Source organism: Agrobacterium sp. BT-220-3 (assembly GCF_025910175.1).
In the GTDB taxonomy this organism is placed as follows: domain Bacteria; phylum Pseudomonadota; class Alphaproteobacteria; order Rhizobiales; family Rhizobiaceae; genus Agrobacterium; species Agrobacterium oryzihabitans.
Window position 1 is genome coordinate 80212 of record NZ_JAPAIX010000011.1, and the last position, 21031, is coordinate 101242.

The following is a 21031-nucleotide window of genomic DNA, read 5'->3' on the forward strand; positions in this document are numbered from 1 at the left end:
GCGCTTGCGCAAAGGAGAATGCCAATGGCTGCGACAAAAGAAGCCTTTTTCAAACCCGGCAAATTATCCGCGCAGGACAAGGCATCGCTGACGGACAGCGCGGCAAAGCAGATCATCAATGCTGAGTCCGCCCAGCGTGCCCGCAAGACGGAACGCCTTCGCCAGCTTCGCGAAGCACAGGAAGCGACCATCGTCGCCCCTGTGCCCGCACGCCCGAAAAAGCCCTCCGCGAAAAAATGATCCGGCTGCGTTTTTTGACGCGGCCGACCGCAAAAAATTCTTGAACCTGATACATAACAGGCGCAGGCTTCGCGTGGTCAGCATTCCGCTGAATGACGCTGATGATTGAGGGCTGAGTGTCCTCGCCCCCGAACGAAAGAAGGTCGAGATGTCTTCCGAGTTTTATTCATCAAGCCTCTCACGCAACCTCGTCCGCACCGGTGGCGCGGGCTACCGGGAAAACGCCTCGTTGCGTCTACTCCTGGGCAAAGCCGAAGAAACGGCTGAGCGCGTGGACTACTATCGCGGGGAACCGACAGGCTTTTCGGCCTTTCCGGATTTCAGCCGTCAGACCCGCATGGCGCGAAGCCTCCTCTCTGCAGGGCGTATCCGCCTGACCAACCCGGCCGTGGAGAAAAATCCACTGTCTGGACCACCTTCCCCGTGACGATAAGGCCGCTTGCCGCAATCGGCCTGTGACGAGCGACCATGCACGGACCGCATCCGATACCAGTTCAATATGAGGAGGACACCATGGCCAAGGGTCAAGTACGCAGCAACAAGGAAATCCGCAAGCCGAAGAAGGACAAGACCAAGGCCGCAGCAGCAGCGCCAGCTGGCTCGCAGGTCAAGTTCGCAAACGCCACGACAGCGGATGGCAAAAAGAAATAGGGCAAGGTCGAAGCCGGTCGCTGACAGGCGCCGGCAACGAAACATCTCCTGGTACACGGACTTGTTTTGGCCACATTGCCCTTCTATACAAAGAAGGTAGCAGCTGCTGGTGAGCGCAAGTTAAATTGTCGTTCGCAGTTGTTTTAGTCGCTTTGGACTTTTGACCACGGATGTACTGGCACTGGTGTTAAGAGCGATATGAGGAAGGTCGGTGCAATATTGCCCCGGCCTTTTTTGTTGTCTTTAAAGGCCATGCCGAAACCTGCTCAATACCGCCGCTGACGGCGGAATTAACTTGCGTATTCCGTGCAAAGAGCGCACCTTTTATTGGCGGCGATTTTAAAGGGCGTTGCCGTCTTGAGGCTGGTTGCCGATTTCAAGCCCCGTTTTACACATGCTTTCGATGGACCGGCCGCCCTTGGAATTCACCAGGGCCTGCCGAAGGCATCGGCCCGAAAACCGGCATCGGTCATCAACCGTCCCGGCATCGTTTCAAAATGTTGGAGCGTCCCCGTGCAGCCTTAATAAGGGACGCGCGACGCTCCGGCTTTTCTGAGCTCACAAGAAAGGAGGATTCAATGTCTTCCGCATCCCATAGCTGCCTGATCTCTTCCCAGGATCTCAAAATGCTTCAATCGGTCCTCGAAAATGTCGGCTTCAATTGCCATGACGAGGATAACGACAAGAAACTTCACAACAGGGCAGCCCGCAAGATAATCGAACTGTATCAGGACGGCCTGACCGATCCTGTGGAACTGACGAAAGAAATGCGTTTCCTGTTCGGCGTCCAGAAGCACGACCGGATCAAACCATGGAAACCGCTCCCCCGTTATGCAATCCAGGGCCTGCCACTGCTTTACCGGCACTGAGGGAGAGCGCAGATGCGTGAATACATCATGGTCAGCACCGGCCTTTGGCTCGGGCTGTTCCTGACATGGTATCTCGTCACCCTGTACGATACGGATAAAATTGTTGCGCCGAACGTTGTTTCGGCGCTGCCGCAACTGATGACGTCATCGGAATGCGAAGCCCAGTTCGGCATTCTCTTTTCGATGGGCGACAAGCTGTTGAAGGCCGGTGGCCCTGTTGTTCCCGAGGATTTGCGCCGGAATATTGAAAGCTGCATCTCTTCTGACGAGGGCAGCCGTCTGAAATTGAAAGATAATCAACTCATTCGGCTTTTCCCCTGAGGCTCCGCCGACAACCGGCCCAGTCTACCAGATTTAATAACCATCAAAATCACCGATGAAAATAACGGCTTGGCAAACGGGATATATCAGGAGACACTAAATCGATCGGACATCATGTCCGGGAGTTTGCGTCTGCGTGGAGGGTGAGTATGACGTATGACTGGAGCGGCCGTAGAATGCGCCGCATGCGCGCCGCGAAACTGACGATCATCAGCCTCGTCGCCGCCTTTGTGCTAACGGCCCCGATCTTCGCCCATTACTGACCATTCAGTCCTGCGGTCACACCGGCTGCCTGATGTCGGTCCGCTTTTTCAAGCGGATCTTTAGCCATTTCTGGACAGGCTGATCGTAATGGACCGTCAGGTACCATGACAGGCACGTCGTTCCGATCAGGAACACGATACCGGCAGGCAAGGCGATATTGTCCCTGTGGACTGCAGGAACCAGAAACTCCATCCAGGCCAGAAGCGGAATATGCAGCACATAGACCGCGTAGGACGCCGTACCGAGGAACGCCGACACCATGCCAACCCTGCGGCCGGGAACAGTCTTGCTGGCAACGAACAGCAGCAGCGGCCAGACAAAAAGAACGACTGCAAGGTCAAAGAACGGCCGCAGCTCACGAGACATGGGCATGGCAAGGATGACGCAGACCACGAGGAGGCAAAGAGCCGCATGGACAGGCCTCAGCTCCGGAACGCGGTTGCGGAAACGGTAGATCAATACGCCGGCGAAAAATGAGAAAAACACCCTGCCCATGCCGGCATACATTTCGTTCCAGCGAAAGCCCGCATGCAGTCTGCCGAACTCCGCAGCCGCCACCATCAGCACGACAGCGCTGACGGCCAGCACCGCAATCGTCTGCTTCGTTGTCGCCCGCACGCCCCATCGGGAATAAACCGCATTCACGACCAGCTCGTTGAAAAGCGACCATGCCGGACTGACCAGGAACAGGGCCCCGTTCAATGTCAACGTGAAGGGCGCTGGCAGAAAGAGAAGCCCCGTCACCAGAGCGAAAGCCAGCTCGCCGGGATCAATGAGGCGATGGAGATCATCGATCGGCGTTGGCAGACCGAGAACGTAAAGACAGATGAAATAGGCCGCCATCAGGGCCAGCGCCAGCACATAGAGCGGGTAAAGACGCGCAAAGCGCGCCTTCATGAAAAAGCCGGGCGTTATCGCGCCTTCGCGCAGTTTTACGCTATAGGCATGCGCCAGCACGAAACCGCTGAGCGCAAAGAACAGATCGACGGCGAGATAGCTCGACGCCGTGCTCTTTCCGAAAAGCACCTCGGCATGGCGGTGCACGATAAATAGGGCGGCCACACCCCTTATGCCATCGAGCAATATGAAGCGTTCCGGGGACGACTGGACCATGGGCATGGATGCTCGGTGGGGCTGAACGATATTTACTCCATAAAAACGCGGTTTAGCGCGCAGCGGTTCACCGCTTCCAGTCACAAACTGTTCAACGCGGCGCACACCCCGCATTCTTATGGGGCATCTACGCGCGGTCAACGCTCTTTCGCAGTCGCCAAAGGCATGCTACGTCCGGATGTCATCGATGCTTTGAACCTTTGACTCCGCGCATTATGCCTCGCGAAAACCGGCTTCGATTTTCGCACAGATGTTCTGGGCGCAAATTCAATCGTGCGGTACGGCGGCAAGCAACTTTCGCGGAGTCCCACCATGTCCAGCATCGCAGACCGTATCAAAAAAATCATCGTCGACCAGCTGGGTGTAGACCCAGGCACGGTTGTCGACGACGCCAATTTTGCTGACGATCTCGGTGCCGATTCTCTCGAAGTCGTTCAGGTCGTCATGGAAATCGAGGAAGAGTTCGGCGTGGAAATCCCCGATTCCGCCGCCAACACGATCCTGACCGTCGGCGACGCCATTCGTTTCATCGAAAAAAACAAGGCGTGACCGGTAGCGGCAAGCACTATCCTGCCGACAGTGCCGCGACGGGGTCGAGTTTCGACGCGTTGCGCGCCGGCAGGTAGCCGAAGACGACACCGATCAGCGTCGAGCAGACGAAAGCGGCAACGATTGGCGTCGTGGAATAGACCATGGCGAAATTGCTGCTGAAGGCGGCGAAAAGCACCCCGAAGCCGAGACTGCTCAGCACGCCGAGCGTACCGCCGATGATGCAGACGAGCACTGCCTCGATCAGGAACTGCCGCAGAATATCGGTGCGCCGAGCGCCGACGGCCATGCGCACGCCGATTTCCGACACGCGCTCGGAGACGGAAACGAGCATGATGTTCATCACCCCGATACCGCCGACCAGAAGCGAGATCACCGCAATCGCCGCAATCAGAAGCGTGAGCGTCTGCGTGGTGCTGGTGATCGTCTGACGAATATCGTCGGTGTTGAGAATGTAGAAATCCCGGGTGCCGTGCCGCTGGGTCAAAAGCGTCGTCACCGCCTGTTCGGCAATGGCGGCGTCGGTATCGTCGCTTACCTGCACCGTGATGCTGCGCAGCGACAGGCTGCCGAGGAAGCGCGACTGGACGGCGGTATAGGGCAGATAAAGCGACAGGTTCTGGCTTGAACCAAAACCGCCCTGCTGCGCCTGCGTGATGCCGACGATGCGGGCCGGCACCTTGCCGATGAGAATGACCTGACCGACGGGACTGCCGCTGAAATCCGCAAACAGCGATTTGCGGGTATTTTCGTCGATCACCACCTCCTGCGCCTTCTGCGCGACGCTAGCCGCATCGAAAAACCGCCCCTGCGACAGCTTGGTGCCCTTGGCGACGAAATAACGCTCGCTGACGCCGTTGACGAGCGCATTCGCCTCCTTCGCGCCGAAACGCACCGTGCTGGAGGTGGACACCGTCGGCGTGACCGCCGCGACATAGGATTGTTGGGCGAGCGCATCGGCGTCAGAGACGACAAGCGTGGTGATCTTGCCCGACCTGATGTCGCCGAAATCCTTGCCCGCGAAGATTTCGAGCGTGTTGGTGCCGAGGCTCGAAATATTCTGCAATACGCGCTGCTGCGACCCCTGCCCGAGCGCCACGACGCTGATGACCGAGGCGATGCCGATGATGATGCCCAGCATGGTGAGGAAAGTACGCAGCTTGTGCGCCCGCATCGACAGAAGCGCCATGCGCAAGGCTTCGCGGAGTGAGGAAACGAGACTGGAGAGGCCTGAAGTCCCGCGGGAAACGGCAGCGGGCCGGACCTCTTCCGGCAATATCGCCAATGCATCCGCCTTCCGGTCCGAAACGATGGCGCCGTCGCTGATTTCGATGATCCGCCCCGCGCGTCTGGCAATCGACATGTCATGGGTGACGATGATGACGGTGCGGCCTTCGGCATGCAGCTCGTCGAGAATACGCAACACCTCATCGCCGCTAGCACTGTCGAGCGCGCCGGTCGGTTCATCGGCAAGGATGACCTCGGCATCGTTCATCAGGGCGCGGGCGATGGAGACACGCTGCTGCTGGCCGCCGGAAAGCTGGCCGGGCCGGTGATCGAGGCGTTCCGCCATGCCAAGGCGGCCAAGAAGCCTTGCGGCATTGCTCCTGCGCTCAGCCTGCGACTTGCTGGCGTAAATTGCCGGGATTTCGACATTGCCGAGCGCCGTCAATTCCGCCAGCAGATGGTAACGCTGGAAGATGAAGCCGAGATTTTCGCGCCTGAGCGCCGACAATTCATCGGCATCGAGATGCGCCGTTTCCCGGCCCCTGATGCTGTAGCTTCCCGAACTCGGTCGATCGAGGCAACCGAGAATATTCATCAGCGTCGACTTGCCCGATCCGGACGCGCCGACGATCGCCACCATCTCGCCGGCCTCGATGGTGAGGTCGATGTTCTTGAGCACGCTGATGGTGCCTTCGCCGGAGGGATAGTCCCGCCGCACGGATTTGAGGCTGATCAGAGAGGCAGCCATATTCAAAGCCCCATCGGCGGCCCGCCCGGCCCCGGCATGGAGTTCGTTTTGCTTTCGGCTGAAAGCTCTCCGGTCACGACGCGCTCGTTCTCGGCAAGGCCGGAGAGAATCTCAGCCGTGACCTTGTTGTTCAGCCCCACCTTCACCTTGCGCTCGGAAATCCCGCTATCGGCAGCGACCACGCGCACCGAATAATCGCCGTTTCCATCCATATTACCAAGTGCGGCGGCAGGAACCGTCAGGACGTCCTTTGCCTCTCCGAGAAGGATATGAACCTCCGCCGTCATATAGGTGCGCAATTTGCCTTCCGGGTTCGGCACCTCGAAAACGCCGTTATAATAGATGGCTTCCGATGACGAGGTGCTGGAGGAGGACGAGGTGGATGTGGAAGACGTCGAGGAGCTGAAGCTGGAATCGCTGCGCACCGATTCCGGCGCGGGCTCAATGGAAACGAGCTTCGCATCGTAGCGCTGCTGCGGCTCGCCAAGCACCGTGAAATAGACCGGCAGGTCGGGCTTCACCCTCGTTACATCCGCTTCGGAAATTTCCGTGCGCACCGTCATGCGGTCAAGCTGGCCGAGGATCACGATGGTCGGCGCGGATTGGGTGGCGTTGACGGTCTGCCCTTCCTGGCTGACGATCGACAGAACCGTGCCTTCGATGGGAGCGGTGATCTTCGTATAGCCAAGATTGGCTTCGGCGGTTTCGACCGCGACCTGCGCCTCCTCGATCTGGGCGTCAATTGCCTTGATCTGCGCCTCGGTAACGGCGAGTGCTGCGGTGGCGCTTTCGAAATCGGCACGGGAGGCGGCGTTCTTGGAGACCATTTCCTGCTGGCGGGCAAGGCTCTGGCGGTTGAGAACAAGCGTCGCCTGTTTCTCTACACGCTGCGCGTTCACATTGGCCAGCGCTGCCTGCGCGGTGCGCAGGCTGTTGGTCTGGGTGACGGAATCGATCTCGGCGACGAGATCGCCCGCCTTCACCGTGTCTCCCAGCGCAACCTTGACGGCGGTGATGCGACCGGAGGCCTGTGCGCCGACGGCCACGAGGCGAACGGGTTTCAGCGTTCCGGTTGCCAGCACCGTCTGCTCTATATCGCCGCGCGTCACCTGCGATGTGATGTAGGCGGGCGTGGCGGCCCGTGTATATTGCGAGGACAGCCAGTAACCGCCTGCAGCCAGAGCCGCAATCGCCAGCAATGCCCCTGCCTTACGTGCCGTTTTCATATTTATGTCCAGTCCGGCCGGCGATAGGCGCCTGTGGATTTTTCAGCGTCAGCCTTGCGGCAGGTGTTGCGAGCACGTTTGGAGCCCGTCTTTTCGTGCTGGTCCGTCTTGCAGGCGGGATGCAGCCGCTTTTCTACCTGCCGCGATTTCGTCGCCGGCGTTTCCACCGCCCGTTCCCTGGCTGCGGCGACAGACCAGACAAAGCTCAAGCCGAAGACCGTTGCCAGAACCACATAGAAATATTTCATCATCGTCTTCCCGCTTGAAAATCACGCGGGGGATCGCGGGCGAGCGATCCCCCGGCTGCAGCCGTCACCGGCTGATTTCCTCCTCTACTGGGGGGCAGATTAAAGGAGGAAACTGTGAATAGTGGTTTCAGCCCCGCTCCGCCTGCGGAACCGGCGGCATCGTGTAGCCATGAGGCGGTCCGAAACGATCGCCCTCCCCGGGTCCGTGGCGCGGGCCGGGAGGTGGCATCAAGGCACGCTCGAGTTCGGCAAGTTTCTGTACCTGCTGCGGCGAGAGCTTCGGCTTCAGCGCTGCGACGGCGTCCTGCAAGGTTTTCGCCTGCTCGGCTTTCTTCGCGACGATGCCTGCCAGTTCCTCGCCTGCAAGACGCGGCTCGGGTCTGGCCGAATCTTCGGCCGACACTGTCGGCGGCGGCGCGCGCTCAGGACCGGGCGAAACGAGATCGATCAGCGCCGAGGCATAGGCCCGCCACGGACCGAGTTGTTCCGGCGTAACGCCAATATAGATTTCGGCGGCCGAAAGCTTCGTCGCCAATCCGAGAACATCAGGTCCTGCCATTCTGCGGATGTGTGGCATCGGCCCCCGATCTGGTCCACGATCCGGGCCGAGATCGGGAGCCCCGGGCGGCACGCCCTGCTCGGTTGCCTGTGGTGCCGGCGCATTCTGCTCCTCCGCCTGCGAGACGGCAGAAGCGCCCAAAATTGCGGTCGCGATGACGGCGGTGGCCAATAACGAGTTTCTCATCTTACCTTCCTTCCGTTTTCCAACATGAAAGGACGATAGGAGTGCCGGGTTTCCGGCTTTGGTCCGAATGTTTCCGATTTTCTTTCGCAGCCGGCCTATTTGTAACCGAATGTTGCCAGACGGGCGGTGGAAAGCTTTCGTTGCAAAAATCCGCCGTTTCCTTGCGACGCTTATGTATAGTGGCATCAAAAGGTTGGACGATATGACGACGGTTTCGGTTACACATGTATTGATCGTTGATGACGATCCGGAAATACGCACATTGCTCGCGAAATATCTCGGCTCGCAGGGATTTCGCGTGTCGATGGCCGCCGACAGGCGCGAGTTCGAGGAAAAGATCGTCAGTTCCGATCCCGATCTCATCGTGCTCGACGTGATGCTGCCCGATGGCTCGGGCCTCGATATCTGCCGCGATCTTCAGGGCCGCCGGCCACGCACGCCCGTCATTCTTTTAACCGCGCTCAAGGAAGATGTGGACCGGATCGTCGGGCTGGAGATCGGCGCCGACGACTATCTCGGCAAACCCTTCAACCCGCGCGAATTGACGGCGCGCATCAAGGCCGTGCTGCGCCGTGCGACACCGCAGGAAGTTCCCCGCGCCGCATCCGCCGCCTATCATTTTGCGCAGTTTACCGCCGATCCGGAGCAGCGCTCCGTCATCCACGCGGGCGGTGAAAAGATCGAGTTGACGGGGGCGGAATTCGATCTGCTGAAAGTCTTTCTCGACAGGCCCGGCCGGCTTCTTTCCCGCGACCAGCTTCTCGATCTGACTCAGGGCAGGGACCGCGGTCCTTTCGACCGCTCGATAGACGTGCTGATGAGCCGGTTGCGCAAAAAGCTGGACGCCGACGCAGCAAGCCCGATTTTCAAGACGGTGCGCAACGGCGGTTACCAGATGACGGTGCAGGTCAAAACCCTGCCGGTGCCGCGATGAATTCGCTGAGAAACCGTATCGCCGCCCTGCTGATCGCCTCCATCATCGCGGTCATCGCGCTTGCGACTGTCGTGGCCGACCGGACATTGCGGCCGCCGCCGCCCGACGCCACCATCGAGCCCCTGGCGCGCAGTCTCGCCTTTGCCGTGACGATGGCCGAGCGCGACCCGACCCTGCAACAACCAGGCTATTTTCGCATCGAACAACGGCCGCCGACAGGTGACCCGGACGGCATGCTTTCGGAATTTCTGGAAAAGGCGCTCACCCGTGTCGGAGAACCCCGCGCCGCAATCGTCGTTCGCATGCCGGGAAACCCCGCACCGGTCGCGGCCATCGCGCTTGAAAAAGGCGGATGGCTGGTCGCCGAAATTCCGCATATGGGCCCGCCGCCCGGCGGCTGGAAGGTCTTCGGCATGTGGATCGGCCTCATCATTCTCGGCAGTGCTGCGGTTTCGATCTTTGCCGCGACCAAGATCACCCGCCCGCTCGACATGCTGGAAAATGCCGCCGCCAGCATCGGGCCAGACGGTTCGCTGCCGCGCCTGCCGGAAACCGGGCCCGGCGAAATCCGCGCCACGGCACGGGCGCTGAACGAGCTCGCCGCGCGCCTGAAGGCGGCGATGGAAAGCCGGATGCGCCTTGTCGCCGCCGCCGGCCATGACCTCAGAACCCCGATGACCCGCATGCGCCTCAGGGCGGAATTCATCGAAAACGACGAGGAACGGGCCAAATGGCTGGCGGACCTCGAAGAACTGGATGCCATCGCCGACAGCGCCATCATGCTGGTGCGCGAAGAGGTGAACCAGGATACGGTCAAGACGATCGATATCGGCGCGCTGCTCCGCGAAATCGTAAGAGACCTTTCCGATCTCGGCCACGCCGGTGCGCTGGATTTCATGGAGCCGGAAGCGACCATGACGATCAGGGCCGCGCCGCTCGCGCTCAAAAGGGCCATGCGTAACCTCGTGCTCAACGCCGTCACCCATGGGAAAAAGGCGCATATCGACCTGACCGAAGATGAAAGCGAGATCGTCGTGACGATACGGGATGAAGGTCCCGGCATTCCGCAGGAGCTGATCGGCAGGGTTTTCGAACCCTTCTTCCGGGTGGATCTCGCCCGGCGCAAATCGATCCCGGGTGTCGGGCTTGGTCTGGCCATCGCCAAGGAAATCATCGAACGTTTCGGCGGCACGATCACCATCGCCAACCACAGGAAACAGGGCCTGATCCAGACAGTGATCTTTGCCAGAGCGGCACCTTGAAAAACGGCCGGCATTGTCTGTCGGCCTGACCTTTTTTGCTGAGAAAAAAGATACATGATAAAATTAGTCATGTTTCTTGCCATCGGGTGATTTTTCACCTATTGACCCGGGGATCGCTCAATTCTTCCGACCGGGAACCCGCCTCATGTGGAGCAAGCCCACGTCACGCGCACTCGTTGATGATGCCGTACAGCTCTATTATGAGGAACTGTGCAAGGCCATGAACCGGCGCGGGCACACAACCGCCATTTCGCAGGAGATCGTCCACGATCTTTACGTGCGGCTGACTGGAAAACCGAGGTTGCCTGAGAATACCTCGCTCATCCGCGCCTTCCTGGTCCGCGCCTGCGCCAATCTCGGCATTGACCGCCTTCGTCGCGAACAATTCGAGCGCAGGCTGTTTTCCGGCAGCATGGAAGAAGCGCTCGCCGCCCCGCAGCCGGTAGCCGATGCGGACAGCCTTGCCGACAGGGAACATCGCCTGAAAATGTTGCGCCGCGCGGTGATGGGCATGTCGTTGCAGCGCCGGCGGGTCTTTCTTGCCAGCAGCATCGGAAACCTGAATTCGCTCGAGATCGCTGAAAGAAGCGGCATCAGCAAGAACATGGTCGACCGCCATCTCCGCGAGGCCTATCTGCATTGCCTGGAATGTCTGGAGGAAACGCTGTGACGGGTCTGATAAAAACCGCCTCGACGCTGCGCGAGGAAGCCGTCGACTGGTTTCTGCAACGGCGGGAAAGGCCGGACGACTCAGCACTGGCAGCGGATTTCGATGCCTGGCTCACCAGGGATGAGAGACATGCAAAAGCCTATGAGCGTGTCCGATGTCTGATGGGCGACGCCGGCGCCCTGCTTGCGGCTGATCAGGCGTTTCTCCTGAAGGCGACCCGCAAGCGCGGCAACGCCAAAGGCAAGGCGGCAGCGGCGGCAATTGCCGGCGTCTCGCTGCTATCAGGTTTTTACCTGACCGATATGCCCATGCGTCTGCGTGCCGACTATATGTCCGGCACGGCGGAACGGCAGATCGTCACCACGCCGGACGGTTCAACCATTACCCTGAACGCCAATTCGGCCATCGCGCTGCGTTTTTCCGCAAAGGAACGGCGTCTATTGCTGCTACGCGGGGAAATCTTCGTAGAAGTCGCGCCCGATGCGGCGCGGCCCTTTTCCGTCGAGGCCGCCGGCGGCACGACCACCGCACTCGGCACCGCCTTCGACATCGACATGCGCAACGAGGCAACGAGCGTGACGGTGCTGGAACACAGCGTATCCGTGGAGACGGGCCAGCAGGGCCAGAACGGCCGGCTCAACGAAAACCAGCGCGTCGACTATTCGTCGGATGGCCTGCTGGGCAGCATCGAGACGGTCGATCCCTCCTCCATCGCCGCCTGGCGTAACGGCCGCTTCGTCTTCGAGGACAGGCCGCTTTCCGAAGTGGTGGAGACCTTTGAGCGTTATCTTCCCGGCCGCATCGTCGTGACGCGGGAGAGCCTTCGGAGAAAACGGCTGTCGGGCAATTTCGACCTTTCCGACCCGGGTGCGGCCCTTGCGGATCTGGCTGCCGCGCTTGAGATCGGTGTCGTCAGGGCAGGTCCTTATCTGACCGTTCTTTATTGAATGAAATTTCTCCGGCGGAGGTGTCCCTGAAAAGCGGGCTCGTTCGTTCGTGGAGCAGAACCCCATTTGCTGCCCCGGAGAGGTGCCCGCCATGACAAGACCAGAACCGACTTTCCGCCACCGGACCCGCGTATCGCTATTATCCATTTTGCTTGCGAGTGCGGCGGTGGCAACCATTCCGGCATCGGCCCTGGCGCAGCAGACGCAGCGGATCGCGATCAATCTGCCCGCCGGCAACATGGCGAGCGCGCTCAATCGTCTCGCCAGCCAGTCCGGCCTTCAGATGGTCTATGACGCCTCTGTCGCCAGAGGCCTCAAAAGCGCTCCCGTATCGGGCACCATGACCCCGGCCGAGGCGCTGGAACGGCTGCTGTCCGGAACCGGAATCCGCTACCAGTTCATCGGTGAAAAAACCGTCAGGATGGAGATGGCGAGCCGCTCCGCCGGAACGACCGAAAATGGTGACGGAACGCTTCTCGAGCCGATCACGCTCAAGGGCGGCCGTGTGTTCAACGGCGACGCGCCAAGCGTTGTCGAGATCGATCAGGCCGCCATCGAGGCGGCGCAAGCCACCTCCCTGCCGCAACTTCTCCAGAAGACGCCCGGTGTCAGTTCCAGCGGCGGCGTGCGATTGCAGGGCCAATCCACCGCCATTCGCGGCTTCGCCCGCCAGTCCGACGTGCGACTTCTGCTCGACGGCGCTCCGAAGAACTTCGAGCGCTACGATCAGGGCACTGTGTTCATTGATCCGGAACTGCTCAAGCGCGTGGAAATCCAGAAGGGCGCGACATCCGTTCGTTATGGCAATGGCGGCTTCGGCGGTACTGTCATCATGGAAAGCAAGACGGCCTCCGACATGCTGAAACCGGGACAGACCTTCGGCGCCTGGGGCAAGAGCAGCTTCCAGTCCGCCAACAAGCAGAAGCTTGGATCGGCGGCCATTTACGGCAAATCGGATTTCGGCGGCGCCGTGACCTATGACGGGCTTGCCTCGGTGATCTGGCGCAAGAGCGACAATGTGCGCGTCGGCGGCGGGCAGGTCTATGACGCCTCCAACGACAAGATCACCTCCTTTTCCGCCAATGCCGGCGCTGCCTATGACGGCCACGAACTGCGTGCGTCGGTCATCTACGGCAAATCGGCCGATTACGGCCCGCTTGCCGCCAACCGTGGCGATCTGGGTCTCACCGCTTACACCATCAAGACCTATGGTTACGATCTGGCGCGGCTGAGGGCGCTTGCCTGGCGCGACATGGAGGATTTCTCCTCGACGCTGAAATATTCCTATGACGGCGACAGCGATCTCGTGAATTTCAAGGCGATGGCGAGCTTCTCCGCCACCAGCCTCGACATGACCCGCCCGACCATTCCGGGTTTCGTGCCCAGCGGATCGCTGGGCGGCATGCAGGACGATACGAAATATACCGACTTCAAGCTGGAAGCGGAGAACACCTCCAATTTCGAACTGGGCGGATTGTCCCACGTCGCCAATTACGGCGTGCAATATATGCGCCACGACCGGGACTCGTGGATGTATGACATAGCCAACCGCACCAGTGCGCAATATAATTACGGCTATTATGCATCGTGGATCAAACCGGAAGGCACGCAGGAAACCATAGCGGCCTTTTTCCGTGACGAAATCAGCCTGACGGACACCTTCAAGGTGACACCCGGCATCAGGTTCGACCATGTCCGCTCCGAAGGCGTTCCAAATGCGGCGCCGCGCTTTAACACTCCGGCCGCCGGGCACGACTATTCCGCCGTCTCCCATAGCGGCGCGACGCCGGCTCTCAGCATGCGCTGGGAAGCGGTTCCGGGCACTACCTTTTTCGCCGACTGGGCCTATGCGATGCGCGCACCCGTCATCGACGAGATCTATTCAAGCCAAAGCCTGGCAACCACGGCGTCGGGAACATCGCGCAACCTGAAAGTGGAGCGCAACAACAATTTCAACATCGGCGTCTCGCAGCAATTCGACGACGTGTTCCTGAATGGCGACAGCCTGACGGCCTCGATTGGCGGCTTTTATAACAACGTCACCAATCCCATCACGCGCCGCTTCGGCACCGCCAACCTTGCCGGCGTCAAGAACGTGCCGTTTTACTGGAATACCCCTTCCTACAAGATTTACGGCCTCGATGTTTCGGCAAGCTACGATTCCGACCACATCTTCGGAAATCTCGGCCTGTCGTGGATGAACGGCTCGCGTAACGGCGCAATCAACAATGTCTATGGCCGGGATACCTATGTGAACGATCTTTCGCCGTTCACAGCCAATGTTCAGCTTGGCTACAAGCTGCCTGACTGGGATCTGGCGCTTAGCTGGAACGGACAATTCGTCGCCGCGCAGGAAAATACACCCGCCAACCAGGGCGGCGCCTCCTACGCCCGGCCCGAAAGCCCCGGCTACGCGGTCCACGGCATTGCCCTCGACTGGACGCCGAAGGAAGGCATGATGGCCGGAACGGAAGTGCACGCCTCAATCGACAACCTGTTCGACAAATATTACTTCCCCTATCTCAGCGACCGCATCGCCGCCATGCCGGGGCGCAATTTCAAACTGTCGATCAGCCGCAAGTTCTGAGCGGAAGATGACTGAGCCAGCGGGGCGGAGCTTTCTGCCCCGAACATCGATAAAGGGCATCCAAACCTGCCCTCATCCTCGGGCTTGACCCGAGGATCCATTGATCGATCGACCGTAGATCCTCGGGTCAAGCCCGAGGATGACGTCGAGAGTGACGGGGGCTTTGCACTATTCCCGTCAGTGGAGACCGCTTCGGCCGCTCACCCCACTATCATTTCAGAAGAAGCCCCTCGGCATAGGCCATCATCAGCGGCCCCACACCCTTGGCATCATCGGACACCACCGGCTCGGTCAGATAATATCCCGGCGAGCCGTCGCGATAATTGCCCTCGAAGCCGCCGAGCCCCGCGACGTGGACGATGCCGGTAAGGCGGGTGATGCCCTCCTCGTCCACCTTGAGCCGCGTCTCCAGCAGCACCCTAAGCGCGCGGCGGCCCGCCGAAACGGCAGCATCGGCCTCCTCGCCCTGCAAAAGTCCCAGCCGGACAGCACGCAGCAGAGCGTAGGCGAACATGGCCGACGCGGAGGTTTCCTCGTAATTTCCGGCAAGGGTCGAATTGTCGAGCACCTGCATCCAGAGACCGGCTTCCGTCTGCCGCGCAACAATGCCGGCCAGAAGCAGACGTGCACGCTCGCGAAGCGGTGCCGTTGCGCCATCATCAGGCAGAATGACCAATGCATCGACCAGCGCCATGGCAAGCCAGCCGACGGCACGCGCCCAGATGGCGGGCGACTGGCCGGTCGAGGGGTCGGCCCAGCGCTGGCTGCGGCTGTCGTCATAACCATGGACGTAAAGCCCGCCGGCATCTGCGGTGAGCGAAAGTGCGGATGAAAACTGCCGCAGCGCATCGTCGATCAGCTCGGTGCGACCCGTCGCCTGCGCATATTCGATCTGGAAGGGCAGCCCCATATAAAGCCCGTCCAGCCAGACCTGATGCGGATAACGCTGCTTGTGCCAATAATTGCCGGCGGCAATGCGCGGATGGGTGCGGAGTTGGCCTGCCAGATGATCCGCCGCGGCAAGGTAACGCGCCTCACCCGTTTCCGCGGCAAGGGGAAAGAGAATGCGGCCGGCCAGAATATGATCGATATTATATTCTGCCGGCTTGTAACCGGCGAGTGTTCCATCCGCCGATATCTGGGCGTCGGCCAGCCGATGGAGGTGGTGACGCCAGCGCTCATCGCCACTGGCCTCGAATAAAAGCTGTAGCCCCCGATAGACACATCCATCCTCATAACACCAGCTACCGCCCTTGTAGTGCTTGTAGCGAATGGAGAATTGGTCAAAGTAATCAGTGGCTTTCATGGATTTTCTCAATAAATTTCTGACAGATGATATGGGTCTGTCTGTGCCGGGCCCCATGCATCATGGCCCCGCCGGAATGGCGAGGCCTGTTTTTGAAGATGCCCTTGCACTCACCGGAAGAGCGACGGCAACCAAAGCGAAAGTGACGGGATATAAGTCACGGCAAGCAGCACCGCGATGCTTGCTCCAAAGAACGGCCAGATCGTCCGCATCGCCTCCCTGATCGATATGCCGCCGACCGCGCAGCCGACGAAAAGCACCGTTCCGACGGGTGGCGTATTGAGGCCGATACCGGCATTGAGGATCATCACCACACCGAAATGCACGGGGTCGATACCGAAGGCCTTCACCACAGGCAGAAGGACCGGCGTCGAAATGATGACCATCGGCGCCATGTCCATGAAGGTGCCGAGCAGCAGCAGGATGACGTTGATGACCAGCAACACGATGATCGGATTGTCCGAAATCGCGCTGATGGCTGCGATCATCAGGGTCTGCACCTGCAGGAACGCCATCAGCCAGCCGAAGGACGCCGCCGTGCCGATGACCAGCAGAACCATCGCCGTCGTCCGAACCGCGCCCATCACCGCTTCGACGAAACCGCTCCAGTCAAGCTCGCGATAGACCAACATGGCGACGAGGAAGGCATAGAGAACGGCGATGCAGGAGCTTTCCGTTGCGGTGAAGATGCCAGAACGCACGCCGCCGAAGATGATGCCGATCAGCAGGATGCCGGGGAACGACGCCAGAAGATAATACATCAGCTTGGAAAAGCCGGGGAATGGCTCTGAAGGGTAACCCTTGCGCCGCGCAACGATATAGGCGGTGACCATCAGGGCTGCGGCAAGCAGGAGGCCCGGAATGATGCCGGCGGTGAAGAGATCGGCCACCGAGACATTGCCGCCCGCCGCGATCGAATAAAGGATCATATTATGCGATGGCGGGATCATCAGCGCGATGATGGCAGCGTTGACGGTGACATTGACGGCATAGTCCCTGTCATAACCGCGCTTGGCCATTTGCGGGATCATCAACCCGCCGACGGCGGATGCATCCGCCACAGCCGAACCGGAAATACCGCCGAACAGCGTCGAGGCGACGATATTGACCTGCCCGAGACCGCCGCGCAGATGGCCGACAAGACCGGCCGCGAAACGGATGAGACGATGGGCGATACCGCCGCGCACCATCAGATCACCGGCGAAGATGAAGAACGGGATCGCCATCATCGCAAACACGTTCATGCCGGAATTCATCTGCTGGAACACCACGATGGGCGGCAGGCCGAGATAAAGCACGGTAACGAAAGAAGCGATGCCAAGGCAGAAGGCGATCGGCGTGCCGATCAGCATCAAAAGGGTGAAGACACCGAAGAGGATGGTGTAAGCCATTTACGCGGCCTCCTGCACGAGAATATCCGCCGCGATCTCCTCGCCGATGGCGAGATCGACAAAACGTTCGGCCGCAAACAGCGCAATGAGGAAACCGCCACCCACGAGCGGGAAGAAATCCGTGCCGCCCGGCCAGCCGAGAACCGGGACCGTCGCCGTCCATGTCCCGATGGAAAGCGATGTTCCGTACCAGGCCATGCCGACACCGAAGAAAAAGATCAGGGCAAGGCTGGTCAGGTCCATTCCCTTCTGTATGCGCGGCGGCATCATGTAACGCAGAATATCCAGCCCCAGATGCACGCTCTCCCGCACACCGACCGCAGCCCCCAGCATGATGAACCATGACATGAGGTGAAGCGACAGCGGTTCCGACCAGCTGGGTGAATCATTCAGGATATAACGGGCAAAGACCTGCCAGCCGACGATAAGCGTCATGGCGACCATGCCGATACCGGCAATATAGAGCGACACATGGCTGAGTGCGCCGAGAAATGGGCGAACCGCCCGCATGAAGTTTCGCATTTGCCTTCCTCCTCCTCCTTCAAACAAGACGGCTGCAAAAGAAAACCGGCCCTGTCGCCAGAGCCGGTTTCCCCCATGTCACTTGACCGCTTTGACCCGTTCCAGAAGGTCCTTCATCTTCGGATCGGTCACGAACTTGTCGTAGACCGGACCCATCGCTGCGGCGAACTCCTCCTTGTTGACCTTGATGACGTTGACGCCGCCGGCACGCACCTTTTCTTCCGAGGCCTTTTCGCGGGCGCTCCACAGTTCGCGCATCTTGCCGACGGAATCCTTCGCAGCCTGGCGCACGAGCTTCTGGTCTTCCGGAGAGAGTTTGTCCCAGGAGACCTTGGACATCACGAGGATTTCCGGGTTGAGCGAATGTTCCGTCAGCGAATAGTTCTTCGCGACTTCATAGTGGCGAGCGGATTCGTAGGACGGCCAGTTGTTTTCCGCACCGTCGACAACACCGGTTTCAAGCGAGGAATAGACCTCACCCATCGGCATCGGCGTTGGGTTGGCGCCGAAAGCCTGCATCATCGAAATCCACAGATCCGATTGCTGCACGCGGATTTTCAGGCCCTTGAGGTCCGCCAGTTTTTCGATGGGCTTTTTGGTGGTGTAGAAAGAGCGCGCACCGGAATCATAAAAGGCAAGACCGACAAGGCCGTGCGGTTCGAAGGCCGCGAGAACCTCATCGCCGATCGGCCCGTCAACGGTATTGTGCATGTGCTCCGTCGAACGGAACAGGAAAGGCAGGCCGAGAACCGTGGTTTCCTTCACCAGATTATTGAAGGGCGCGGCATTGACGCGGTTCATGTCGATGACACCGAAGCGGGTCTGCTCGATGGTGTCTTTCTCACCGCCGAGAACCGAATTGTTCATGACCTGCACCTTGATGCGGCCATTGGAGCGCTCAGACAGGAGCTCGCCCATATATTTCACGGCTTCGACCGTCGGATAACCGTCGGGATGGATGTCTGCAGAACGCAGGGTGATTTCCTGCGCCTTGGCGGAAACGCCCGCGAGCGCGATCCCCATCGCGACGCACATCATGCTTGCAATCTTTTTCATGTCTTCCTCCTCCGTTGTAACAACGGTCCAGCCCCTCCAGGCTATAGGACCGAATTTTCACGCCCATCCGGGCCGGCATGCAAAGACCTTTCACTTGATGGGACGATGGGACCTCCCTTTCCCAACCATCCCGGATTGACGCTATGCCGCCTTGAACGGTGGCAGCTTGAACAGCGCTTCAGGGTTTTCCACCAGCGCGCGCTGGCGTGCCGCCTCATCCGGCAACCAGCCAAGAACCAGTTCCGCAAGCCGCGCATCATCCGGATAGGCTGCGGTCTCGCGGATTGAATTGTGCGGCCAGTTGGTGCCCCAGACGATGCGTTCCGGCGCATGGGCCGCGATCACGCGCGAAAAGGCGGCGACGTCCTCATAGGGCCAGCTCTCACGCGAACTTTCATACACCCCGGCGAATTTGAACCAGAGATTGCCACGGTCGATGAGCTTCAGAAGCGCGGCCATTTCCGGGCCATCGGTTTTAATGCCCCTGAAGAACTTGCCATGGTGATCAAAAACCCAGCGTGAGCGAATTTTCTCAAGTCTGGGCAGATGATCGAGCAACGTGTTGCCGTCGAACTGCACCGCCACCATCCAGTCGGCCGCATGAGCGCGCTCGTCCACCGCTTCCAGTTCGGCAAGGTTCACGGCACCGCCCGGCAGATCCATGATACGCGCGCCAACAGCGCCAGCGGCCGCCAGTTGCTCCATGTCCTTTTCCGTCGTGCCCGCATCGATGATCACCACCGCACGCGCCGCCTCGCCCATCTCGGCAACGCAGGCAAGCGTATTGGCATTGTCGCGCTGATGGGCATTGCCCTGGGTGATGATGACGCGGTTCAGGCCGAGCCACTGCATCAGCTTTCTGTACTCGGCTGGCCCCGGAAGCGAGCCCGGCGGCAGGCCCGGCCCGCCCGGCAATGCTGGATATCCCGGCAGATACAGATGCATCTGCGTATCTATGGCGCCCCTGGGAAAGGGCGGCTTCGGCGGGGTACCGGTCAGCTGGCGTTCAAGGTCGCTCATGCGTCGGGCATCCTGAATTCGGTGAGCGCATCGCGATTGATCTCAATGCCGAGGCCTGGGCCATTGGGAATGGCGACAACGCCGTTCACCGCCTCGATCGGCTGCTTCAGCACTGCCTGGCGGAAGGGATTGGGCGTGCGGTCGAATTCCATGATCGGCTCGATGGGGTTGACCCGCACCGGATCGGGCGTCATCACCGCCATGAATTGCAGGGCGGCGGCAATCTGCACACCGGTGCCCCAGACATGCGGCACAATGCGCACGCCGTGCAGCGTGGCGAGCGTGGCAATCTTCTGCGTTTCGGAAAAACCGCCGCAGCCGCAGAGGTCGGGCTGGAGAATATCCACCGCACCGGCGGAAAGCGCCTGCCACATGCCGTAACGCCCGTGCCAGGTCTCACCACCCGCAACCGGAATAGGCTGTCCTGCCCGAACGCGGGCATAGGCATCTAGCTGTTCCGGAACCACCGGTTCCTCGAACCAGTCGATGCCATAGTCAGCCGCACGGTTGCCGAGCGTGATGGCTTCCGTGACGGTATAACCATGATTGGCATCGATCATCAGCCGCATATCCGGCCCGATCGCTTCGCGCACGGCGGCGATGACGCGAAGATCCTCCTCGATGCCGAAACCGATCTTGATCTTGCAGGCGTGGAAACCGTCTGCCCGACGTTCCGCCATTTCGGCGGCGTTGTCGGAGACGCGGTCTACACCGTCTCGCTTGAAGCTGCCGGTGGCATAGGCGCGGACGCTTTCGCGCCAGCGTCCACCCAGCAGCATCGAGACGGAAGCACCGTAATGTTTGCCCTTGATATCCCACAGCGCGATATCGATACCGGACAAAGCGGTGAGGCTGAGGCCGCGCTGGCCCTGATCGCGCAGGGCATTATAAAGCACGGCCCAGATCTTTTCGGTCTGGCGCGGGTCCTGGCCGATAAGCCAGCCGGAATAGGCCTGAACCACGGCGGCGTTCGGTCGCGCCGGACCCAGGCATTCGCCCCAGCCGACGGTTCCATCATCGCATTCGATCTCCACCAGAATATGGGCGCGCCTGTCAAAGCGCATGGAGGCGCTTTCAAACGGCGTGTCCAGCCGATGTTCGAGCAGATGCGTGCGCACCGCCGTTATCTTCATCG

22 protein-coding genes are annotated in these 21031 nt (G+C 60.1%); 11 read left to right on the forward strand and 11 right to left on the reverse strand.

The genetic code is table 11. The annotated features are described in order from the left end of the window. The first annotated feature begins 24 nt into the window (after window positions 1–24). The 5 genes from OK142_RS21275 to OK142_RS21295 all read left to right on the forward strand — a co-directional run bounded on the left by OK142_RS21275 (window position 25) and on the right by OK142_RS21295 (window position 2081). A complete protein-coding gene (locus tag OK142_RS21275; protein WP_003499818.1) occupies window positions 25–240 on the forward strand; it encodes a hypothetical protein in 216 nt (71 codons plus the stop codon). Window positions 241–388: 148 nt separating this feature from the next. Further along, window positions 389–667, forward strand: coding sequence for a hypothetical protein (locus OK142_RS21280; protein WP_082185907.1), 279 nt, complete (start codon window positions 389–391; stop codon window positions 665–667). An 86-nt stretch (window positions 668–753) separates the two neighbouring features. Then, complete coding sequence (locus tag OK142_RS21285; protein WP_003499822.1) at window positions 754–891, forward strand: hypothetical protein; 138 nt, start codon at window positions 754–756, stop codon at window positions 889–891. Between the two features lie 578 nt (window positions 892–1469). Beyond that, window positions 1470–1760, forward strand: coding sequence for a hypothetical protein (locus OK142_RS21290; RefSeq protein ID WP_498685010.1), 291 nt, complete (start codon window positions 1470–1472; stop codon window positions 1758–1760). Window positions 1761–1772: 12 nt separating this feature from the next. Next, window positions 1773–2081 carry a hypothetical protein gene (locus OK142_RS21295; protein ID WP_003499825.1) on the forward strand — a complete coding sequence of 103 codons (309 nt, stop codon included), beginning with the start codon at window positions 1773–1775 and terminating at the stop codon, window positions 2079–2081. 279 nt (window positions 2082–2360) lie between these two features. Here OK142_RS21295 and OK142_RS21300 read toward each other — a convergent pair whose 3' ends face one another. Beyond that, window positions 2361–3458 carry an acyltransferase family protein gene (locus OK142_RS21300; protein WP_498685012.1) on the reverse strand — a complete coding sequence of 366 codons (1098 nt, stop codon included), beginning with the start codon at window positions 3456–3458 and terminating at the stop codon, window positions 2361–2363. A 312-nt stretch (window positions 3459–3770) separates the two neighbouring features. Between OK142_RS21300 and OK142_RS21305 the strand changes: the two genes are divergently transcribed. Continuing rightward, window positions 3771–4007 carry an acyl carrier protein gene (locus OK142_RS21305; RefSeq protein WP_003499836.1) on the forward strand — a complete coding sequence of 79 codons (237 nt, stop codon included), beginning with the start codon at window positions 3771–3773 and terminating at the stop codon, window positions 4005–4007. Between the two features lie 16 nt (window positions 4008–4023). Here OK142_RS21305 and OK142_RS21310 read toward each other — a convergent pair whose 3' ends face one another. The 4 genes from OK142_RS21310 to OK142_RS21325 all read right to left on the reverse strand — a co-directional run bounded on the left by OK142_RS21310 (window position 4024) and on the right by OK142_RS21325 (window position 8201). After that, window positions 4024–5982, reverse strand: a complete 1959-nt coding sequence (locus OK142_RS21310) for a MacB family efflux pump subunit (protein WP_498685016.1) — start codon at window positions 5980–5982, stop codon at window positions 4024–4026. Window positions 5983–5984: 2 nt separating this feature from the next. Next, window positions 5985–7208: an efflux RND transporter periplasmic adaptor subunit gene (locus OK142_RS21315; protein ID WP_498685018.1), complete on the reverse strand. Its 1224-nt coding sequence runs from the start codon at window positions 7206–7208 to the stop codon at window positions 5985–5987. A 2-nt stretch (window positions 7209–7210) separates the two neighbouring features. Continuing rightward, entirely contained in the window at window positions 7211–7459 is a 249-nt protein-coding gene (locus OK142_RS21320; RefSeq protein ID WP_137038790.1) for a hypothetical protein, read from the reverse strand. A 124-nt stretch (window positions 7460–7583) separates the two neighbouring features. Then, on the reverse strand, window positions 7584–8201 hold the full coding sequence (locus OK142_RS21325) for a hypothetical protein (RefSeq protein ID WP_498685020.1): 618 nt from the start codon (window positions 8199–8201) through the stop codon (window positions 7584–7586). Window positions 8202–8403: 202 nt separating this feature from the next. Here OK142_RS21325 and OK142_RS21330 point away from each other — a divergent pair, with 202 nt between their 5' ends. From OK142_RS21330 to OK142_RS21350, 5 genes are all read left to right on the forward strand, one after another. Beyond that, window positions 8404–9135 carry a response regulator gene (locus tag OK142_RS21330; protein WP_498685022.1) on the forward strand — a complete coding sequence of 244 codons (732 nt, stop codon included), beginning with the start codon at window positions 8404–8406 and terminating at the stop codon, window positions 9133–9135. Further along, entirely contained in the window at window positions 9132–10397 is a 1266-nt protein-coding gene (locus OK142_RS21335; RefSeq protein WP_498685025.1) for a HAMP domain-containing sensor histidine kinase, read from the forward strand. The genes OK142_RS21330 and OK142_RS21335 overlap by 4 nt, the downstream gene beginning before the upstream one ends. 145 nt (window positions 10398–10542) lie before the next feature. After that, the gene (locus OK142_RS21340) at window positions 10543–11067 is read left to right on the forward strand and encodes an RNA polymerase sigma factor (protein ID WP_313609743.1); all 525 of its coding nucleotides are present in this window, start codon (window positions 10543–10545) and stop codon (window positions 11065–11067) included. After that, window positions 11064–12014 (forward strand): FecR family protein, encoded by a 951-nt coding sequence (locus OK142_RS21345; protein ID WP_498685027.1) that lies wholly within the window; start codon window positions 11064–11066, stop codon window positions 12012–12014. The genes OK142_RS21340 and OK142_RS21345 overlap by 4 nt, the downstream gene beginning before the upstream one ends. Window positions 12015–12105: 91 nt before the next feature. Continuing rightward, window positions 12106–14601: a TonB-dependent receptor gene (locus tag OK142_RS21350; RefSeq protein WP_444759636.1), complete on the forward strand. Its 2496-nt coding sequence runs from the start codon at window positions 12106–12108 to the stop codon at window positions 14599–14601. A gap of 211 nt (window positions 14602–14812) precedes the next feature. Here OK142_RS21350 and OK142_RS21355 read toward each other — a convergent pair whose 3' ends face one another. The 6 genes from OK142_RS21355 to OK142_RS21380 all read right to left on the reverse strand — a co-directional run bounded on the left by OK142_RS21355 (window position 14813) and on the right by OK142_RS21380 (window position 21029). After that, entirely contained in the window at window positions 14813–15907 is a 1095-nt protein-coding gene (locus tag OK142_RS21355; RefSeq protein WP_498685029.1) for a glycoside hydrolase family 88/105 protein, read from the reverse strand. A gap of 110 nt (window positions 15908–16017) precedes the next feature. Further along, window positions 16018–17298, reverse strand: a complete 1281-nt coding sequence (locus OK142_RS21360; RefSeq protein WP_035225635.1) for a TRAP transporter large permease — start codon at window positions 17296–17298, stop codon at window positions 16018–16020. Next, window positions 17299–17820 (reverse strand): TRAP transporter small permease, encoded by a 522-nt coding sequence (locus OK142_RS21365; RefSeq protein ID WP_082185897.1) that lies wholly within the window; start codon window positions 17818–17820, stop codon window positions 17299–17301. Between the two features lie 78 nt (window positions 17821–17898). After that, window positions 17899–18876 carry a TRAP transporter substrate-binding protein gene (locus OK142_RS21370; protein ID WP_498685031.1) on the reverse strand — a complete coding sequence of 326 codons (978 nt, stop codon included), beginning with the start codon at window positions 18874–18876 and terminating at the stop codon, window positions 17899–17901. Between the two features lie 141 nt (window positions 18877–19017). After that, on the reverse strand, window positions 19018–19896 hold the full coding sequence (locus tag OK142_RS21375) for an amidohydrolase family protein (RefSeq protein WP_498685032.1): 879 nt from the start codon (window positions 19894–19896) through the stop codon (window positions 19018–19020). Further along, window positions 19893–21029 carry a D-galactarolactone cycloisomerase gene (locus tag OK142_RS21380; RefSeq protein WP_498685035.1) on the reverse strand — a complete coding sequence of 379 codons (1137 nt, stop codon included), beginning with the start codon at window positions 21027–21029 and terminating at the stop codon, window positions 19893–19895. Before OK142_RS21380 ends, OK142_RS21375 begins: the two co-directional genes overlap by 4 nt. Window positions 21030–21031: the final 2 nt, after the last annotated feature.

Excerpts from the sequence above, each read along its gene's own strand:
- OK142_RS21275 (WP_003499818.1), top strand. The coding sequence starts at position 25 with ATGGCTGCGACAAAAGAAGCCTTTTTCAAACCCGGCAAATTATCCGCG.
- OK142_RS21280 (WP_082185907.1), top strand. The coding sequence starts at position 389 with ATGTCTTCCGAGTTTTATTCATCAAGCCTCTCACGCAACCTCGTCCGC.
- OK142_RS21285 (WP_003499822.1), top strand. The coding sequence starts at position 754 with ATGGCCAAGGGTCAAGTACGCAGCAACAAGGAAATCCGCAAGCCGAAG.
- OK142_RS21290 (WP_498685010.1), top strand. The coding sequence starts at position 1,470 with ATGTCTTCCGCATCCCATAGCTGCCTGATCTCTTCCCAGGATCTCAAA.
- OK142_RS21295 (WP_003499825.1), top strand. The coding sequence starts at position 1,773 with ATGCGTGAATACATCATGGTCAGCACCGGCCTTTGGCTCGGGCTGTTC.
- OK142_RS21300 (WP_498685012.1), bottom strand. The coding sequence starts at position 3,458 with ATGGTCCAGTCGTCCCCGGAACGCTTCATATTGCTCGATGGCATAAGG.
- OK142_RS21305 (WP_003499836.1), top strand. The coding sequence starts at position 3,771 with ATGTCCAGCATCGCAGACCGTATCAAAAAAATCATCGTCGACCAGCTG.
- OK142_RS21310 (WP_498685016.1), bottom strand. The coding sequence starts at position 5,982 with ATGGCTGCCTCTCTGATCAGCCTCAAATCCGTGCGGCGGGACTATCCC.
- OK142_RS21315 (WP_498685018.1), bottom strand. The coding sequence starts at position 7,208 with ATGAAAACGGCACGTAAGGCAGGGGCATTGCTGGCGATTGCGGCTCTG.
- OK142_RS21320 (WP_137038790.1), bottom strand. The coding sequence starts at position 7,459 with ATGATGAAATATTTCTATGTGGTTCTGGCAACGGTCTTCGGCTTGAGC.
- OK142_RS21325 (WP_498685020.1), bottom strand. The coding sequence starts at position 8,201 with ATGAGAAACTCGTTATTGGCCACCGCCGTCATCGCGACCGCAATTTTG.
- OK142_RS21330 (WP_498685022.1), top strand. The coding sequence starts at position 8,404 with ATGACGACGGTTTCGGTTACACATGTATTGATCGTTGATGACGATCCG.
- OK142_RS21335 (WP_498685025.1), top strand. The coding sequence starts at position 9,132 with ATGAATTCGCTGAGAAACCGTATCGCCGCCCTGCTGATCGCCTCCATC.
- OK142_RS21340 (WP_313609743.1), top strand. The coding sequence starts at position 10,543 with ATGTGGAGCAAGCCCACGTCACGCGCACTCGTTGATGATGCCGTACAG.
- OK142_RS21350 (WP_444759636.1), top strand. The coding sequence starts at position 12,106 with ATGACAAGACCAGAACCGACTTTCCGCCACCGGACCCGCGTATCGCTA.
- OK142_RS21355 (WP_498685029.1), bottom strand. The coding sequence starts at position 15,907 with ATGAAAGCCACTGATTACTTTGACCAATTCTCCATTCGCTACAAGCAC.
- OK142_RS21360 (WP_035225635.1), bottom strand. The coding sequence starts at position 17,298 with ATGGCTTACACCATCCTCTTCGGTGTCTTCACCCTTTTGATGCTGATC.
- OK142_RS21365 (WP_082185897.1), bottom strand. The coding sequence starts at position 17,820 with ATGCGAAACTTCATGCGGGCGGTTCGCCCATTTCTCGGCGCACTCAGC.
- OK142_RS21370 (WP_498685031.1), bottom strand. The coding sequence starts at position 18,876 with ATGAAAAAGATTGCAAGCATGATGTGCGTCGCGATGGGGATCGCGCTC.
- OK142_RS21375 (WP_498685032.1), bottom strand. The coding sequence starts at position 19,896 with ATGAGCGACCTTGAACGCCAGCTGACCGGTACCCCGCCGAAGCCGCCC.
- OK142_RS21380 (WP_498685035.1), bottom strand. The coding sequence starts at position 21,029 with ATGAAGATAACGGCGGTGCGCACGCATCTGCTCGAACATCGGCTGGAC.